Here is a 17049-nt window from a genome sequence, read left to right on the forward strand (position 1 = left end):
CAGGGGGCGGGTGCGGCACGAAGGGTGGGGCGTGACGGAAGGAGCGCCCCCTCGTGGAACGGACCCCCGCGGTCGATCCGACGGCCCCCATCAGGCCGCCGGACGTCTCCGTCCTGCTGGACGGCGTGCCCCGCCAGCGCACACCGGCGGCCGCGCCACCGGCACCGGTACGGACCCCCTCGGCGCCGGCGGCACCGCCGAAGCCGTCCCTCCTCGGCCGCCTCCCCGTCCCCTTCACGCTCTCCTACGGCCTCGTCCTCGCCGTCACGTCCTACGTCGCCGCCCACGCCGACCCCGACCTCGTGGGGAGGCTGTACGAGGCCTCCAGCACGGACGTCGCCCATCTGCTCCGCTCACCCGTGCTGGTGCTGGTCGCCAGCGCGCTGTGGGTGGCCGGCGGAATCGCCTCCCCCTTCATGTTCGGCTTCCTCGTCGTCCTGACGGCGCTGGAGCGGCGCCTCGGCGGAGCGCGCACCGCCGCCGTCTTCCTGCTCGGGCACGTGCTGGCCACCCTCGCCACCGAGGTCCCCGTGGGCCTCGCCGTCCTGGCCGGACACCTGCCCGGCAGTTCCCTGTACCGCCTCGACTACGGCATCAGCTACGGCGTCGCAGCGAGCGTCGGCGCCCTCGCCGGCCTCCTTCGGCCCTGGCTGCGCGGACCGGTGCTGGCCGCCTTCGGCGCCCTCCTGCTCCGGGACCTCCTCGCCTACTACGACCCGCTGACGAACTGGGGTCACGTCATCGCCCTGACGATCGGGGTCGCGCTGTGGCCGGCCGTACGGCGCTGGGACGGCGAACGGGGGGCGAGGAACGCGTGGTTCACCGGTTCCCGCCCGAGCGGGGCCGCGAGGGTCGACCGTCCGGCCGGTACCGCGAAGCTCAGGCGTCCTGGCGGCCCGTGAACTTCGCGCTGGTCAGCGGCGCCACGACCGTCCAGCCCAGCGACGCGTACAGGGCCCGTCCCACCGGAGTGCCGGCCAGCGCCCCCGTCCGCGCGAGGGGGCCGTCCGGGGCGGCGACCAGGACGCGGGTGACGCCGCCGCGGGTCCAGGTGCGCAGGGGGTGACCGGCGGGCGGCTCGCGGGGTCGGCGGTCGCGGCCAGGGGGACCGTCATCAGATACCCCGGCTCGGGATCCACCCACCAGCCCGGCCCAGCCGTCCACCCATGCCCCCTACGCGCTTGATCGCCCCGCCCCCGAGTCTTGATCGCTCAGAGCGAACATATGCATGGGAACATTCCCCGGCTCCCATTCATTGAGTCTGCATAGCTCAACTTGACTGCCGAAGGGGAGATCATGGCTTCGACGTCCACACCGCTCACCCTGCCTGTGCTGCCGCTCGACGACGAGGTCGTGCTGCCCGGGATGGTGGTTCCGCTGGACCTGAACGACACCGATGTACGCGCCGCGGTGGAGGCCGCCCAGGCCGCCGCCCGGTCCCAGCCCGGAAAGCCCAAGGTCCTCCTCGTGCCACGCGTCGACGGGACCTACGCGGCCACCGGTGTGCTCGGCACCGTCGAGCAGGTCGGCCGGCTGGCCGACGGCGACCCCGGCGCCCTGATCCGGGGCCGCGGCCGGGTGCGGATCGGCGCGGGCACCACCGGACCGGGTGCGGCCCTGTGGGTCGAGGGCACCCGCGTCGACGAGACCGTGCCCGAGCCGCTGCCGGGCCACGTCACCGAACTGGTCAAGGAGTACAAGGCCCTCGCCACCGCCTGGCTGCGCAAGCGCGGCGCCTGGCAGGTCGTCGACCGCGTCCAGGCCATCGACGACGTCTCCGCCCTCGCCGACAACTCCGGCTACTCGCCGTTCCTGACCACCGAGCAGAAGATCGAGCTCCTGGAGACCGCCGACCCGGTCGCCCGCCTCAAGATCGCCACCCAGCAGCTGCGCGACCACCTCGCCGAGCAGGACGTCGCCGAGACCATCGCCAAGGACGTCCAGGAGGGCGTCGACAAGCAGCAGCGCGAGTTCCTGCTGCGGCGCCAGCTGGAGGCCGTGCGCAAGGAGCTGCGCGAGCTCAACGGCGAGACGGAAGGGGAGGAGTCCGACGACTACCGCGCCCGCGTGGAGGCCGCCGACCTGCCCGAGAAGGTGCGCGAGGCGGCGCTGAAGGAGGTCGACAAGCTGGAGCGGTCCAGCGACCAGTCGCCCGAGGGCTCCTGGATCCGCACCTGGCTCGACACCGTCCTCGAACTCCCGTGGAACGAGCGGACGGAGGACGCCTACGACATCCAGGGCGCCAAGGCGACCCTCGACGCCGAGCACGCGGGCCTGGAGGACGTGAAGGAGCGGATCACCGAATACCTGGCGGTGCGCAAGCGCCGCAGCGAGCGCGGCCTGGGTGTCGTGGGCGGCCGCCGCGGCGGTGCCGTCCTGGCACTGGTCGGTCCGCCCGGCGTCGGAAAGACGTCGGTCGCCGAGTCCGTCGCCCACGCCATGGGCCGCAGGTTCGTCCGTGTCGCCCTCGGCGGCGTGCGCGACGAGGCGGAGATCCGCGGCCACCGCCGTACGTACGTCGGCGCGCTGCCCGGCCGGATCGTCCGGGCGATCAAGGAGGCCGGGTCGATGAACCCGGTGGTCCTGCTCGACGAGATCGACAAGGTGGGCTCCGACTTCCGCGGCGACCCCGCGTCGGCCCTGCTGGAGGTCCTGGACCCGGCGCAGAACCACACCTTCCGCGACCACTACCTGGAGGTCGAACTCGACCTGTCCGACGTCGTGTTCCTCGCCACGGCCAACGTCCTGGAGGCGATCCCGGAGGCCCTGCTCGACCGCATGGAGCTGGTCCGCCTGGACGGCTACACCGAGGACGAGAAGGTCGTCATCGGCCGCGACCACCTGCTCCCGCGCCAGCTGGAGCGGGCGGGCCTCGGCGCGGACGAGGTCACGCTCGACGAGAGCGCCCTGCGCAAGCTCGCCGGCGAGTACACCCGCGAGGCGGGCGTCCGCAACCTGGAGCGTTCGATCGCCCGGCTGCTCCGCAAGGTCGCCGCGCAGCACGAACTGGGCGAGCGGGAACTGCCGTTCACGATCAAGGACGAGGACCTGCGCGCGCTGATCGGGCGCCCGCACCACGTCCCGGAGTCGGCCCAGGACCCGGCGGAGCGCCGCACCGCGGTGCCGGGCGTGGCGACGGGCCTCGCGGTGACGGGCGCGGGCGGTGACGTCCTGTACGTCGAGGCGTCCCTCGCGGACCCCGAGACGGGCGCGGCGGGCCTGACCCTCACCGGCCAGCTGGGCGACGTGATGAAGGAGTCGGCGCAGATCGCGCTGAGCTTCCTGCGCAGCCACGGGGCCGAACTGGAGCTGCCGGTGGCCGACCTCAAGGACCGGGGAGCGCACATCCACTTCCCGGCGGGCGCGGTCCCGAAGGACGGCCCGAGCGCGGGCATCACGATGACCACGGCCCTGGCGTCCCTGCTGTCCGGCCGGCTGGTCCGCACGGACGTGGCGATGACGGGCGAGGTCTCCCTGACGGGCCGGGTCCTGCCCATCGGCGGCGTGAAGCAGAAGCTCCTGGCCGCCCACCGCGCGGGCGTGACCACCGTGATCATCCCCAAGCGCAACGAACCCGACCTGGACGACGTCCCGGCGGAGGTGCTGGACAAGCTGGAGATCCACACCGTCACGGACGTCCGCCAGGTCCTGGAACTGGCGCTGGCGCCGGCCACGAACGGCGCGGCCCCCGAGGTTCCGGTAGCGGCGTGACGGACGCGACCGGATGACCGAAGGCCCGGGTCCCGTGAGGGAGGCCCGGGCCTTCGCCGTGCGGAGGTCAGCCGTTGGCCAGCGCCTGTACGCGGTCCAGCGCCCCGTTGAACTTGTCGTGGTCGCCGACGGTCGGGCCGGACGACGTGTACTGCCACATGGTGTAGTACGCCCACCCGGCCGGCAGCGTGCCCGGGTCGGTGGCGTAGCGGGCTATCCACAGCGGATTGGTGGACGCGAAGCCGCTGTAGTTGCCGGTGCACTGGGTCCACCAGCTGGTGGCCGTGTAGATGACCGCGTCCCGCCCCGTACGGGCCCGGTACTGGGTCAGGAAGTCGCGGATCCAGCCGACCATGGCGCTCTGGCTCTTGCCGTAGCAGGCCGCGCCGTAGGGGTTCCACTCGATGTCCAGGGCGCCGGGGAGGGTCTTGCCGTCCCGGGACCAGCCGCCCCCGTGGTCGACGAAGTAGTTGGCCTGGGTCGCTCCGCCGGTGGTGTCGGGGGTCGCGAAGTGGTACGAGCCGCGGATCATGCCGACGTTGTAGGAGCCGTTGTACTGCTGGGCGAAGGAGGTGTTCTGGTAGTACGTGCCCTCCGTCGCCTTGACGTACGCCCACTTCACGCCGCTGCCCCACAGGGTGGACCAGGCGACGTTGCCCTGGTGGGCGGAGACGTCCACGCCCTCGGTCTGGGTGGCGTCGCCGGGGACGGGGCTGCCGTTCTGTCCGTCGTGGGCCAGGACGCCCATGCCCATGGAGGCGGTGCCGCGGGCGGGGACGTCCGCCGCGTTCGCCGGCGAGGGGAGGAGGAGGGCGACGGCGGACACGAGGGCGGCCAGGGCGAGGGCCGCGGTTCTTCGGGTGCCGGGGCGGGGGGATCGGTGCGCGAGCATGACGTACCTCCGGGAATCGGTGGGGGGAGTGCGGATCATGTGCTGCGCGGTGAGCGGTGGCGTGGCGTGGGCATGCCATCATCACGCCCTGTCTGGAACGCTACGCACGTAGACGTCATGCTGGGAAGAGGGGCTGAGAGCCGCCGTTGGTCTACGCCTGCGAAATACTGACGGAGCTGCGGCGATGGCCGGAACTGGCGAAAACTTTCAGCGACGGGAAACCGATCAGGGGTGCTGACGTGCACGAGGACGACAACGGCGACGGACGTCGAGGCGAATCGGGAGTGTCCATGAGTGGTGTGGACCAGCCCGTGACCTCACCCGCGACCCCGCCCGTGACCCCGGGCGCGGACCCCGAGTTCCTGTCGCTGGAGCGGGAGTTGACCGTGCTGCTGCGCCGCGCCCGGGCCAACCAGGGCGAGATGGCCCGCGAGGTCCACCCCGACCTGGAGCCGGCCGCGTACGGGCTGCTGATCCGGCTGGAGGAGCTCGGGCGGCAGCGGGCCACCGAGCTGGCCGCCTACATCGGCGTCGGCAAGGCCACCATGTCCCGGCAGCTGCGCGCCCTGGAGGACCTCGGGCTGGTCGCCCGGGAGCCCGACCCGGCCGACGGCCGCGCCTGGCTCGTCGACCTCACCCCCGAGGGCCGCTCCCGCGTCCGCCGGGTGCGCGACGCCCGCCGCGCGCGATACGTCAGCCAGCTCGCCCACTGGAACCGCGCCGAGGTCGCCGAGCTGGCCCGACTGCTGCACCAGCTCAACCTGGGCATGGAGAAGGAGAAGTAGCGGCGCGGAGGGCGTCCTCCCTACGCCGGCTCACAGACTCACGTACACCGCCGTCGCGTCGTCGTGCAGCTTGCTGCGGCCCAGGAACGCCCGGTCCCGCGCGTCCGCCCGCTCCAGCTGCCGTACCCGCTCCACCAGGGCTCTCGGGCCCGCCTTGCGGACGAAGGTGAACAGGTCCGACCAGTCGCCCTCGTGGAACTTCTCCGTCCAGCGCGCCGCCCCGTCCGTCAGCGCCACCAGCGAGCGGACCCCGGCGCGCGGCACGGTCCCCGTCACCGCCCGCTCGGCCACCGAGGGGTCCGCGGCCGCCGTGAAGAAGCCGCCCTCCTTGTTGCGGGCCCGGGCGTCGGCGATCTCGTCGCTCGCCAGCAGGGCGCGGGGCAGCCGCGAGAGGCGGTCGTCGAGGACCGGCGTGACCCTGCCGTCGGGCGATGCGAGGAGCAGCGCGGAGTCGGACAGCACCAGGTACTCCAGCGCCCGGTCCGACCACCGGGCGAGGACCACGGTTGCCTGCGGCGTGCGCGGGTGAGAAAGGTCACAGGTTTCCGCATGGGCCGCGGCGGTAGACGCGATGGCGCGGGCGAGGGCCTCCGGAAGCGGAACATCCGGTAGGGAAACGGTCAGTTCGGTCAGCGCCCCGCCCAGCCGCGCCGTGAACCAGGGGACCGAATGCAGACAGCCGGTGACACCTCGCGGCGGCGTGACGCCGTCCAGGACGACGAGCGAACCGCCCTGTCCGGAAGCGGGAAGTCCGACACTCGCGAAGTCCTCGTTGGGGCGGCTCGCATCGCCGGGCTCGGTCACGAGTTCCGTATGCATTCGGCCAGTCTGCACGACCCCTTCACACCGTCCGCGAAAGGCTGGCACCGTTCGCCGAACGACCGCACTCACGCAGGTCAGACGCCTGTTTTGGGAGGGAATGAAAGCCTCCGGGAAGGCGTGGCGGCGAATACTGTCAAAGCCCGCCGCAGACGTCCAACCGGCCCGCCGCGCAAGGCCGCCGCACACGCCAGAGGAACTTGCCCGCCAACTCCCCTCCGATGTTCACTCCTTCGGGTGGCGGGTCAGGCGATGAGCGCTGACGGCCCACCGGCACTGGGAGGGTCGGGAACCGGAACCGTACCGGGCGTATGCACCGATTGACGGAGCGTCACCCGGACCCATGGGTACACGAGTCAGGAATGCGAGCACCGGTGCAGAAGACGCGGCCTCGGCGCACAGACCGGCAGTCGGCCTCCGCAACGGAGGCGCGGAACCCCGTCGGCAAGGGCCGCCCGACCCACGTACGCAACCGGCTGATCGTCGCCGTGGCCGTGGTGGCCGCCGCGATCGCCGGCGCCGGAGCGCCCTCGGTGCTCGCCGCCTCCGGGCAGCTGAAGGACTCGCAGGACCTGGTGACCCTGGCCGAGCAGACCCAGGACGCGCTCGCGCTGGCCCAGTCGCTGGCCGACGAGCGCGACGAGGTCACCTCCTATGTCGCGGCCGGCCGTCCCAAGTCCATGGCGCCCGCCGAGCAGAGCAGCGCGCGCGTCGACCGCCAGGTCGAGGACCTGCGCGCCGACACCGACACCCCGGCCGACCTGCGCGAGGACCTCGACGCGATCGCGGCCGTCCGCCGTTCCGCGCTGACCGGCAAGGACACGGCGCTCCAGACGCACCAGGCGTACTCGGCCGCCATCGCCGAACTGCACCGGCTCGCCGAGCGGCTGGCGGAGCGGACCCCGACCCGCGCGGGCGCCGGCGCCCACGCGCTCGCCGAACTGGACACGGCCGTCGAACAGGCCGCCGCGGCGCGCGGGCTGCTGCTGGCCGCGCTGAACGTGCCGACGTCCACCGAGTCCGTCTACGACCCCGTCACGGGCCGTACGACCAAGGTCAAGACCTCCTCGGGCGCCGACACGAAGGTGCGCGACGCGCTGACCGCCGCCGCCCAGCAGGCCCGGCTGCGCTCCGACGCGGGCCTCGCCGACTTCCACGCCAACGCCCCCGAGTCCGCGGTGTCGTCGTACGACGACACGGTCACCGGCGGCGACGTGGACACCGCCGAGAAGTACCTCGCCGCCCTCACCGACCAGCCGACGCTGGACGACGGCGAGCTGAACACCGACACCGGGAAGCTGGCCGCCGCGCTGTCCGCCCGCGTGGACCTCATGCGGGGCGCGGAGGCGTCCCTGTACGACGGGCGCACCAAGGAGCTGGAGAAGCTCCGCGACGACGACTTCGCGGCGCTGGAGATCCACGTCGGCGTGGTCGGCGCGCTGATGCTGCTCGCCGTCGGTGTGGCCACCGCGATGGCCCGCAGCCTGACCCGCCCGCTGTCCGCCGTGCGGCGCGGCGCGGCCCGGCTGGCCGAGGCGGAGCACCCGGGGGCCGAGGAGCCGGTGAAGTTCACCGGCCGCAACGACGAGTTCGCGCAGGTGGTGCGGGCCGTCAACGCCCTGCACGCGCACACCGTCGCCCTGCACGAGCGCATCGGCACCCTGGAGACCGACCGCAAGCACCTGGTCGGGCAGCGGCAGATGATGGCCGACTCCCGCGAGGAGCTGCGCGCCGAACTCGCCGATTCGACGGCCGCGTTGGAGCGGCTGCGCGGCAGCATCGGCTCCACCTTCGTCAACCTCGCCCTGCGCACCCTCGGGCTCGTGGAGCGGCAGCTCGCCGTCATCGAGGGGCTGGAGGAGCGCGAGCAGGACCCCGACCGCCTGGCGACCCTCTTCAAGCTGGACCACTTCGCCACGGTCATGCGCCGGCACAGCGAGAACCTGCTGGTCCTCGCCGGCACCGAGCACGTCCAGCAGCACCCGGGACCGATCCCGCTGGTCGACGTCGTACGGGCCGCCGTCAGCGAGATCGAGCGGTACGAGCGCGTCCGCATCGCCGCGCTGCCGCCGCACGCGCACGTGGCCGGCTTCGCCGCGGACGACCTCAGTCATCTGCTGGCCGAACTCATGGAGAACGCCACGTCGTTCTGCCCGCCGGACCTGCCCGTCGAGGTCTCCGGATGGCTCCTGGAGAACGGCGAGGTCATGCTCTCCGTCCAGGACGAGGGCATCGGCATGACGGAGGAGCGGCTGACCCGCCTCAACGCCCGCCTCGCCGACTTCGACCCGGAGACGCCGTACGACCAGGAGGGCGAGGAGGGGCTCGGCCTCGGCCTGTACGTGGTGGCCCGGCTCGCCCATCGGCACGGGGTGCGGGTGCGGCTGCGCGAGCAGAAGCAGGGCGGTGTCGCGGCGGTCGTGGTGCTGCCCACGGGACTGCTCGCCGCGGCCCCGCCGTCGGCGGTCGCGAGCTCGCCGTCCGCCTCGGGCACGCCCCAGTCCGTCACCCTGCCGGGCGCGGACGCGGAGGCCAACTCCAATGTCCTGCCGGGCCGTTCGGCCTCGGCGGATCCGTTGGTGGAGCTGGCGGAGAAGGCGGTACGCCGGACGGCGACCGAGACCCCGGCCGAGACGACGATGGAACTCCTCCTCCCGAATCCGCACGGGGAAGCGGAAGCGGAAGGGGAGGAAGAGACGCGGGGTACGGAGGTGGCGGCGGTGGATCCGGCGGCCGCCGACGGCGAAGGCGAAGCCGAGCACGCCCGTACGCCCGACGACGAGGAACCCCTCACCGCCAAGGGCCTGCCCAAGCGCACCCCCAGGATCACCGAACCCGCCCAGGCCCCGCGCCGGCGGCCCGGTTCCGTCGACGCGGAAGCCCTGCGCGCCCGCCTCGGCGGCTTCCGCCAGGGCGCCCAGGCCGGCTACCGCGACGCCGAAGTCGAGATCGCCGAAGAGACGGCCCGGAACAAGGTCCCGTCACCAGAACACGCCGGAGAAGACACGGGGGGCACAGTCGAGGAGGCAAGCAGTTGACCGCGCCCAGTACCTTCGGACTGAGCAGTGAAGCCCGCAATCTGCACTGGCTGTTGACCAATCTCGTCGAGGAGGTGCCGGGCATCCAGTCGGTCGCGGTGGTCTCCTCCGACGGCCTGCTCCTGCTCTCCTCCGACCCGGGACGCAACGAGGAAGCCCGGGTGGCGCGCGGGGAGAAACCTTCAGGCCCGCGCGGCTCCGCCGCCGACCTCGCCACCATCGTCTCCGGCATCGGCAGCCTCACCATCGGCGCCGCCCGGCTCATGGAGTTCGGCGGGGTGAAGCACACGATGGTCGCCATGGAGGAGGGCAGCCTCTTCGTCATGTCGATCAGCGACGGCTCCCTGCTCGGAGTGCACGGCTCCGCCGACTGCGACATGAGCGTGGTGGCGTACCACATGGCCCTCTTCGTCGGCCGCGCCGGTCACGTCCTGACCCCCGAACTCCGCAGCGAACTCCGTAAATCCCTGGAGACCGAGTCGGCGGGGAGCACCCGATGACCAAGGCGACCGGCGACAAGAACGGCAGCAACAGCGGCAGGACCGGCAGGCAGAAGCTCCCCGTGCGCGGCGGCGATCGCAAGCCCGCCCGGGTGCGCCCCTACTCGCTCACCGGCGGCCGGACCCGCTTCGGCCACGTCCTGCTGGTGGAGACCTTCGTCGGCAGCACGGCCGCGCTGGAGGCGCCCGAGGAGCGCAAGGAGCTGCCGAAGGGCTCGCTGAAGACATCGGTCATGCCGGAGATGCGGGCCATCGTCGAACTGTGCCGCCGCATGCGCACGGTGGCCGAGATCGCCGCGCTGCTGAGGATGCCGCTCGGTGTGGTCCGGGTGCTGCTCAGCGACCTCGCGGACCAGGGAAAGATCCGTGTGTACGGAACCGGCACCGGGCACGGCACCGGCCGCCCGGACCGCGCTCTGCTGGAAAGGGTGCTGAGTGGACTCCGCCGTCTCTGACGCCTCCCGCGTCTCCCCGCTCGCCGAACTCGACGAGCCCTTGCGGCCCTGGCAGACGGACCGCACCCGCGCCCCCATCGCCACGAAGATCGTCGTGGCCGGCGGCTTCGGCGTCGGCAAGACCACCCTCGTCACCGCCGTCTCGGAGATCACCCCTCTCCAGACGGAGGCGCTGATGACCGAGGCCAGCGAGGACCACGACGACCTCAGCGCCACGCCGCAGAAGCTGACCACCACGGTGGCCATGGACTTCGGCCGTATCACCCTCGACGACGACCTGGTGCTCTACCTGTTCGGCACGCCGGGCCAGCAGCGGTTCTGGTTCATGTGGGACGACCTGGTGCGCGGCGCGATCGGCGCGGTCGTACTGGCCGACACGCGTCGGCTGAAGGACTGCTTCCCGGCGCTGGACTACTTCGAGAGCTGCGGACTGCCGTATGTCGTGGCGGTCAACCACTTCGACGGCAGTGAGCTGTTCGAGCCGGAGGACGTGCGCGAAGCCCTCACGATTCCCGCGCACGTACCTGTCATGATCATGGACGCGCGGCGCCGGATCTCGGTGATCGAGACCCTGCTGGCCCTCGTCGGTCACGCGCTCGACGAAACCCCCGAGTAGTCCCCGATCCCCCCGAGGAGACACCACCCGCATGCGGAAGATACTCGTCGTCGGAGCCGGCCAGTCCGGACTCCAGCTCGCCCTCGGCCTCCAGTCGCACGGGTACGAGGTCACCCTGATGTCCAACCGGACGGCGGACGAGATCCGCTCCGGCCGGGTCATGTCGACGCAGTGCATGTTCGACACGGCGCTCTCGCACGAGCGCGATCTCCAGCTGAACTTCTGGGAGCACCAGGCCCCGAAGATCGAGGGTCTCGGTGTCTCGGTGGCGGCCCCCGGCTCGCACGACCCCGGTCCGACGCAGCGGGCGATCGACTGGCTCGGCCGGCTCGACGGGTACGCGCAGTCGGTGGACCAGCGGGTGAAGATGGCCGGCTGGATGGAGACCTTCGCCCAGCGCGGCGGCCAGCTGGTCATCCACGGCGCGGCGGTCTCCGACCTCGACTACTTCTCCCGCACCTACGACCTGGTGCTGGTCTCGGCCGGCAAGGGCGAGCTGGTGTCGATGTTCGCCCGTGACCCGGAGCGCTCCCCGTACAGCGAGCCGCAGCGGGCCCTCGCGGTCTCCTATGTGCACGGGCTCGGCCCGCGCCCGGAGCACCCGGACACCGAGGCCGTGCGCTGCAATCTCGTCCCGGGCGTCGGCGAGCTGTTCGTGATGCCGACGCTGACCACCTCCGGCCGCGCCGACATCCTGTTCTGGGAGGGCATACCCGGCGGCCCGCTCGACGTCTTCAACGGCGTCAAGGACCCGGCGGAGCACCTCTCCCTGACCCTGGAACTCATGGAGCGGTTCACCCCCTGGGAGCACGCGCGGGCCACCAAGGTCGAACTGACCGACGCGGGCGGTGTGTTGAGCGGCCGGTACGCACCGACCGTGCGCAACCCGATCGGCCGGCTCCCCGGCGGCGGGCTGGTCCTCGGCGTCGCCGACGTGGTCGTCGCCAACGACCCGATCACCGGCCAGGGCTCCAACTCCGCCTCCAAGTGCGCCGCCGCGTATCTCGCCTCGATCCTGGAGCGCGGGGAGAAGGAGTTCGACGAGGAGTGGATGCGGGCCACCTTCGACCGCTACTGGACCACAGCCCAGCACGTCACCAAGTGGACCAACGCGATGCTTGCCCCGCCGCCGGAGCACATCGTGAACCTCCTCGGCGCCGCCGGCCAGATCCCCCCGGTGGCGGACCGTTTCGCCAACGCCTTCGACGACCCGTCGGACTTCGAGAACTTCTTCTACGAGCCGGAGAAGACGGCCGCGTACCTGGCGTCCTTCTCCTGACGGCGCATCAGGAGGCTTCGACGAGGGTGGGGTAGTCGGTGTAGCCGGTCTCCCCACCCGTGTACATGGCGTACGCGTCCCGCACGGGATTGAGGGGTGCGCCCCGGCGGAGCCGCTCGACCAGGTCCGGGTTGGCCATGAACGCGCGGCCCAGCGCGATCAGGTCGGCCCCCGCTGCCAGCAGCCGCCCGCCCTCGCGGACCGGGTCCCCGCCGGCGCCGAGCACCGGGTTGGCGATGAACGCGCCCGGCCACAGCCGCCGCAGTTCCGCGAAGAGCGGCTGGTCGGGGTCGGCGAGCACCTGGTGCAGATAGCCGAGCCCGTCGCCCGCGAGGGCGGAGACCAGGGCCGGGTAGATCTCGTCGGTCTCGCCCTCGGCGATGCCGTTGACGGTGTTGCCGGGGGAGACGCGCAGCCCCACCCGATCGGGTCCGATCGCCTCGGCGACGGCGCGCACCACCTCCACCACGAACCGGATCCGCCGGTCGACGGGACCGCCGTAGGCGTCGGTGCGCCGGTTGGTGTTCGCGGCCAGGAACTGGTGCAGGAGATGCCCGTTGGCCGCGTGCACCTCCACCCCCTCGAAGCCCGCGTCGATCGCGTTGCGCGCGGCCGAGGCGAAGTCGGCGACGGTGGAGCGGATGTCGTCGGCGGTCATCTCGCGGGGCACGACGGAGGGCCGGCGTCCGCCCGGGGTGTGGATGGTCTCCGGGAGCGCGACGGGCGAGGGGGCGATCGGCGTCAGCCCGCTGTTGTCGGGGTGTCCGACTCGCCCGCCGTGCTGCAACTGGAGGAACATCCGGCCCCCGGCGTCCCGCACCGCGTCGGTGACGCGCCGCCATCCGGCCACATGCTCCGGGCCGTGGATCGCCGGGATGTTCGGGTAGGTCTGCCCGACCGGGGTGGGCGTGGTGGCCTCGGCGATGATCAGTCCGGCGGAGGCGCGCTGGGCGTAGTACGTGGTCATCATCGGCAGCGGGACCCCGTCGGCCCCGGCGCGGTTGCGGGTCAGCGGCGCCATCACCAGCCGGTTGGGAAGGTCCAGGGGGCCGAGGCGGGCGGGCTCGAAGAGTTCGGTGGTCTTCGTCATGCCGGTACCGTAGAAGCTGACACTCATGTCAGGTTCAAGCCGTCGAGGCGAGGGGGCGGGCCGTGCGGATCGGTGAACTGGCCCGGCGCAGCGGGGTGAGTGAACGCTCCCTGCGCTACTACGAGCAGCAGGGGCTGCTGCGCGCCGAGCGTACCCCGGGCGGCCACCGCGAGTTCGGTGAGTGGGCGGTCGACCGGGTCATCCGCGTCCAGGCGCTGTACGCGGCCGGCCTCAACAGCGCCACGATCGCCCGGCTGCTGCCCTGCATGCGCGACGAGGACGGCGGCCCCAACGAGCGCGCCGACGGCCAACTGGTCACGGAGCTGATCGCCGAACGCGACCGCATCGACCGCCTGATGGCCGACCTGGCCCGCTCCCGGGAGGTCCTGGAGGAGGCCATCGACACCGCCCGGACCGGCCTGACGGACTACGCGAAGTCGGGGGCGCCGGACGCGTAGCCCTCGTCGGAGCCGTCCAGGGCGCCCTCGGGCAGCTCGGGGGGCGTGTACCGGGGCAGCGGCTCGCCGTCCGGGTCGGGGCGTACGGCGCCCAGCACCGGGTTGGCCGCGATCGGCGAGACCTTCACCCGGGCGCCGGGCCGGGGCGCCTGGACCACCATGCCGTCGCCGAGGTACATCGCCACATGCGTGGCCTGGGGGAAGTACACGACGAGGTCGCCGGGCCGGAGCTCGCCCAGCGGGATGCGGGGCAGTTCGGCCCACTGCTCCTGGCTGGTGCGCGGGATCGGCGTCCCCGCGCGTTCCCAGGCCGTCGACGTCAGCCCCGAGCAGTCGTACGACGCCGGCCCCTCCGCCCCCCACTCGTACGGCTTGCCCAGCTGGCGCACGGCGTAGCGCAGGGCGCGCTCGCCCCCGGCGGACGGCTTGGCGTCGTCGCCGAGCGAGCCGGAGGCCATGAACTCCCGCTGCCGCTCGGCGATCCCGCCGCGCTCGAACTCGGCCAGCCGCCCCAGCTGTTCGGCGCTCAGCGAGGCGAGCAGCTCCTCCACCGCCGCGAGCCGCTCGCGTACGCCGTCGCGCTCCCTCTTCTTCCGCTCGGTGAGGGTGAGCTGGGCGTCGAGGGCCGCGCGGGCCCGGCGGGCGAGATCGTCACGGCGCCGCTCGTCGCTCTCCAGCCGCGTCGTCGTCGAGGCCCGCTCCCGGGCCAGCCGGCCGATCACATGACCCTGGTCGAGCGCGTGCTGGGGATCGCGGGCCAGCAGCAGGCGGACGTAGGGGGAGATGTCGGTGCTCGACTGGTACTGCTGTCGGGCCAGCCGGCCGGCCGCCCCCCGGCTGTCGCTGAGGGCGAGACGCGCGCGGGCGAGCTCGTCGTCCAGCCGGGCCACCTCGGCGCGCTGCTTCCTCAGCCGTTCCTCGGTGGCGTTGTAGGCCTCGGTGGCCTGCTCGGCAGCGCGGTACAGCCCCCGGAGATCCGCCAGCAGATCGGCGACGGAACGAGCCCCGGCCGACGCGTCCGGCGACGCCGGCACGGCGAGGTCGGTGTCCGGTACTCCGAGGGCGGTGCCGGGGTCCGACGGGTCCGGGGCGGCGAGGGCTGTGCCGGGGTCGGACGGCTCCGGTACTTCGACGGCGGCCCCGGGGTAGGACGGCTTCGGTGTGGCGAGGGCGGTGGCCCCGGGGGCCAGGGCGGCGTGTGCGGCGATCGCCGCCGTGCAGACCAGGCGCAGCAACCTTCCTGACACGTCATCACCTCCGGCGCGGGGCGGCCCCTCCACCCCGCACGGCGAGCATCGGACGCGGGAGAGCGGCGCGCGCGCCGGGCGTGCGCGGTTCGGCGCAAAGGGGTCACTCGTCGGCGTCATCCGCCTTGCCGGTCGGCGTGGCGCCGGGACGCGTGGCCGGTTTGGACCACGGCCACCTCGGTCCGCCGGTGGCCCTGCCCTCGGGGGCGAACGTGTACTTCCAGCCCCTCGGGATGCCGAGCCGCTTGCTGTGGCCGCGCGGCACCCGGCGGTAGACCAGCACGGTCGGGGGGCCGCCGGCCGCGTCCGGGACCGGGATGCGGTACGTCTTGGGCGGCTGGCCGGTGGGCCCCAGCAGCACGGGCAGCACACGGCCGTCCATCGGGCCGCCCTCGAAGGGGGTGTCTTCGCTTCTCACGGCACCAGTGTCGGTCACCCGGTCACGGGGCGGCGGACAGGGCGGCGATCACGTCGGCCGTCTGCGGGTCCCGGCCCGCCGTCACCGCGAGGAGCGCCATGAACTGCTCCACCAGCCAGGCGCGCAGCTCGTCGGCCGGCGGCTCCTTGCCCTCGTCGAGCCACATCAGGGAGGCCGCCTCCACCGACGTGATCCACATCCGTACGGTCATCCGCAGCCGGGGCCCGGGGTCCGTGATCCCGAGATGGCTGTAGATGTGCTCGGCGGCGGCCCGTCGTACGCCGTCCACGATCGCCGTCGTACGGGACGTCTCGACCACGCTGCCGCCCTGGAGCAGGGCGCTGAAGCCGGCGTCGTGCTGGTCGACGAAGGTGAGATAGCGGTCGAGGGCGTGGCTCAGGCGGATGAGGAGGGGGCCCTCGTGGGGCTCGTCGAAGCAGAGCCGGAGCTCTTCGGCGGCGGACCTGAGGGCGGCCTCGTAGAGCTGCTGCTTGCCGCCGGGGAAGTACCGGTACACGAGCGGCCGGGACACCCCGGCCGCCTCCGCCACGTCGTCCAGGGAGACCTCCTCGGGGGCGCGGTGCGCGAACTCCGCGAGAGCGGCGCGCAGGAGCTGGGCGCGGCGGGCCTCTACGGAGAGGCGGCGGTAGGCCGGGGCGGCGGGGGTCATGGGTGCAGCGTAATCGCGCCGGCGCGTGGACCCACCCGAAAGGGGCGCGGGGAACTGCGCGACCAGCCACGGACCACCCGCACCCCGCCTCACGCAAGCAGCCCCGATGACCTCCACAGCCGCCGTCCGACACCCCGAAGCACGCCGATGTCGTCCAGGAAGTCGGTCAGACGCTTCGCGCCGGTCTGCATGACCTCCCGCCGGTGCCCGCTCGCCCTCACCTGGGCCATCGCCTCCCGCTTGTCCAGGCCGACGTTCGTGTAGACGTCCGGGTTCACGAAGGCCACCGAGAACACGCGGGCGAACTCGCCCGAGGTGACCCGGGTGAACTCCTGCGACCAGCGCGGGGCGGTGAGCATCTGGCGGCGCAGCTCCTCGCGGGCATAGCGCACGTGCCGTGCCTCCTCCACCACGTGGATGCGCGTGACGCCCCTGATCAGGGGCTGGACCCGCTCGTCCGGAAAGGTGAGGCGCTGCATCCAGTCCAGGACCTCCTCGCCGAGGAGGGTCGCCGTGAAGGAGCCGGGGGTCGTCGAGATGGTCTTGAAGAGGCGGCCGAGGTTCTGGTGGACGCGGCCGACCGGGTACCAGGGGGTGCCGCCGCGGGAGATCAGCCGGGCGAACATCTTGGAGTGGCGGCACTCGTCCTCGATCTCGGTGAGCGCGTACCGCACGTGCGCGCTCGTCGCCGCCTTGTCGTAGATGTGCCGGACGAGCAGCTGCATGAGGATGATCTCGAACCAGATGCCGAGCGAGGCCAGCGCCGCGGCCTCGTGCTGGGAGAGCAGGATCCGCTGCTCCTCGCTCATCCGCTTCCACATCGGTGTGTCGTAGAGCGAGACCAGCTCGGGCGGCCAGAACCACTTGCCCTCCTCGAAGGGCGCGTCCCAGTCCAGTTCCCGGTCCGGGTCGAAGGAGTGCTTGGCGGAGGAGGCGAGGAGCCGCTCGGCGACCTGCTCCCGGTCCTTGAGCAGCCCGAGGGCGTCGCGCAGTCCGTCGAGCGCCTCGGCGTCAGTGAGGGTCGTCATGGCCTTATGAGACTGCTTGTCAGCAAGGCCGTCAATCCCCTGT

General features: G+C 72.6%; 17 protein-coding genes. 9 read left to right on the plus strand and 8 right to left on the minus strand.

Annotated features, from left to right (window positions below; genetic code table 11):
- The first annotated feature begins 53 nt into the window (after positions 1-53).
- Positions 54-902, plus strand: a complete 849-nt coding sequence (locus ACZ5NW_RS17535) for a rhomboid-like protein (protein ID WP_468744713.1) — start codon at positions 54-56, stop codon at positions 900-902.
- Here ACZ5NW_RS17535 and ACZ5NW_RS17540 read toward each other — a convergent pair.
- Positions 880-1164 (minus strand): hypothetical protein, encoded by a 285-nt coding sequence (locus ACZ5NW_RS17540; protein ID WP_468744714.1) that lies wholly within the window; start codon positions 1162-1164, stop codon positions 880-882. The genes ACZ5NW_RS17535 and ACZ5NW_RS17540 overlap by 23 nt on opposite strands.
- A 132-nt stretch (positions 1165-1296) precedes the next feature.
- Here ACZ5NW_RS17540 and lon point away from each other — a divergent pair, with 132 nt between their 5' ends.
- Complete coding sequence (lon, locus tag ACZ5NW_RS17545; RefSeq protein WP_468744715.1) at positions 1297-3711, plus strand: endopeptidase La; 2415 nt, start codon at positions 1297-1299, stop codon at positions 3709-3711.
- 67 nt (positions 3712-3778) lie between these two features.
- Here the strand turns inward: lon and ACZ5NW_RS17550 are convergent, their stop codons facing one another.
- The gene (locus tag ACZ5NW_RS17550) at positions 3779-4603 is read right to left on the minus strand and encodes a lysozyme (RefSeq protein ID WP_468744716.1); all 825 of its coding nucleotides are present in this window, start codon (positions 4601-4603) and stop codon (positions 3779-3781) included.
- A gap of 239 nt (positions 4604-4842) precedes the next feature.
- Between ACZ5NW_RS17550 and ACZ5NW_RS17555 the strand changes: the two genes are divergently transcribed.
- A complete protein-coding gene (locus ACZ5NW_RS17555) occupies positions 4843-5388 on the plus strand; it encodes a MarR family winged helix-turn-helix transcriptional regulator (RefSeq protein WP_468744717.1) in 546 nt (181 codons plus the stop codon).
- A gap of 30 nt (positions 5389-5418) precedes the next feature.
- Here the strand turns inward: ACZ5NW_RS17555 and ACZ5NW_RS17560 are convergent, their stop codons facing one another.
- The gene (locus tag ACZ5NW_RS17560) at positions 5419-6207 is read right to left on the minus strand and encodes a protein phosphatase 2C domain-containing protein (protein WP_468744718.1); all 789 of its coding nucleotides are present in this window, start codon (positions 6205-6207) and stop codon (positions 5419-5421) included.
- A gap of 374 nt (positions 6208-6581) precedes the next feature.
- Between ACZ5NW_RS17560 and ACZ5NW_RS17565 the strand changes: the two genes are divergently transcribed.
- From ACZ5NW_RS17565 to ACZ5NW_RS17585, 5 genes are read left to right on the plus strand one after another with little or no spacing between them, the layout of a single operon-like run.
- Complete coding sequence (locus ACZ5NW_RS17565) at positions 6582-9245, plus strand: sensor histidine kinase (protein ID WP_468744719.1); 2664 nt, start codon at positions 6582-6584, stop codon at positions 9243-9245.
- Positions 9242-9745 carry a roadblock/LC7 domain-containing protein gene (locus tag ACZ5NW_RS17570; protein ID WP_468744720.1) on the plus strand — a complete coding sequence of 168 codons (504 nt, stop codon included), beginning with the start codon at positions 9242-9244 and terminating at the stop codon, positions 9743-9745. The genes ACZ5NW_RS17565 and ACZ5NW_RS17570 overlap by 4 nt, the downstream gene beginning before the upstream one ends.
- Positions 9742-10200, plus strand: a complete 459-nt coding sequence (locus ACZ5NW_RS17575; RefSeq protein WP_468744721.1) for a DUF742 domain-containing protein — start codon at positions 9742-9744, stop codon at positions 10198-10200. Before ACZ5NW_RS17570 ends, ACZ5NW_RS17575 begins: the two co-directional genes overlap by 4 nt.
- Positions 10181-10816, plus strand: coding sequence for a GTP-binding protein (locus ACZ5NW_RS17580; protein WP_468744722.1), 636 nt, complete (start codon positions 10181-10183; stop codon positions 10814-10816). Before ACZ5NW_RS17575 ends, ACZ5NW_RS17580 begins: the two co-directional genes overlap by 20 nt.
- A gap of 31 nt (positions 10817-10847) precedes the next feature.
- The gene (locus ACZ5NW_RS17585) at positions 10848-12095 is read left to right on the plus strand and encodes a styrene monooxygenase/indole monooxygenase family protein (RefSeq protein WP_468744723.1); all 1248 of its coding nucleotides are present in this window, start codon (positions 10848-10850) and stop codon (positions 12093-12095) included.
- Positions 12096-12102: 7 nt separating this feature from the next.
- Here ACZ5NW_RS17585 and ACZ5NW_RS17590 read toward each other — a convergent pair whose 3' ends face one another.
- Positions 12103-13185, minus strand: a complete 1083-nt coding sequence (locus ACZ5NW_RS17590) for an alkene reductase (protein ID WP_468744724.1) — start codon at positions 13183-13185, stop codon at positions 12103-12105.
- 62 nt (positions 13186-13247) lie between these two features.
- On the opposite strand from ACZ5NW_RS17590, the gene ACZ5NW_RS17595 reads away from it, so the two are divergent.
- The gene (locus tag ACZ5NW_RS17595) at positions 13248-13643 is read left to right on the plus strand and encodes a MerR family transcriptional regulator (RefSeq protein ID WP_468744725.1); all 396 of its coding nucleotides are present in this window, start codon (positions 13248-13250) and stop codon (positions 13641-13643) included.
- Here ACZ5NW_RS17595 and ACZ5NW_RS17600 read toward each other — a convergent pair.
- From ACZ5NW_RS17600 to ACZ5NW_RS17615, 4 genes are all read right to left on the minus strand, one after another.
- A complete protein-coding gene (locus ACZ5NW_RS17600; protein ID WP_468744726.1) occupies positions 13613-14890 on the minus strand; it encodes a C40 family peptidase in 1278 nt (425 codons plus the stop codon). The genes ACZ5NW_RS17595 and ACZ5NW_RS17600 overlap by 31 nt on opposite strands.
- Positions 14891-14993: 103 nt before the next feature.
- Positions 14994-15308 carry a hypothetical protein gene (locus ACZ5NW_RS17605; protein WP_468744727.1) on the minus strand — a complete coding sequence of 105 codons (315 nt, stop codon included), beginning with the start codon at positions 15306-15308 and terminating at the stop codon, positions 14994-14996.
- A 22-nt stretch (positions 15309-15330) separates the two neighbouring features.
- Positions 15331-15978: a TetR/AcrR family transcriptional regulator gene (locus ACZ5NW_RS17610; RefSeq protein WP_468744728.1), complete on the minus strand. Its 648-nt coding sequence runs from the start codon at positions 15976-15978 to the stop codon at positions 15331-15333.
- Between the two features lie 89 nt (positions 15979-16067).
- Positions 16068-17006, minus strand: coding sequence for an AurF N-oxygenase family protein (locus ACZ5NW_RS17615; protein ID WP_468744729.1), 939 nt, complete (start codon positions 17004-17006; stop codon positions 16068-16070).
- Positions 17007-17049: the final 43 nt, after the last annotated feature.

Source organism: Streptomyces sp. NPDC032126 (genome assembly GCF_055580085.1).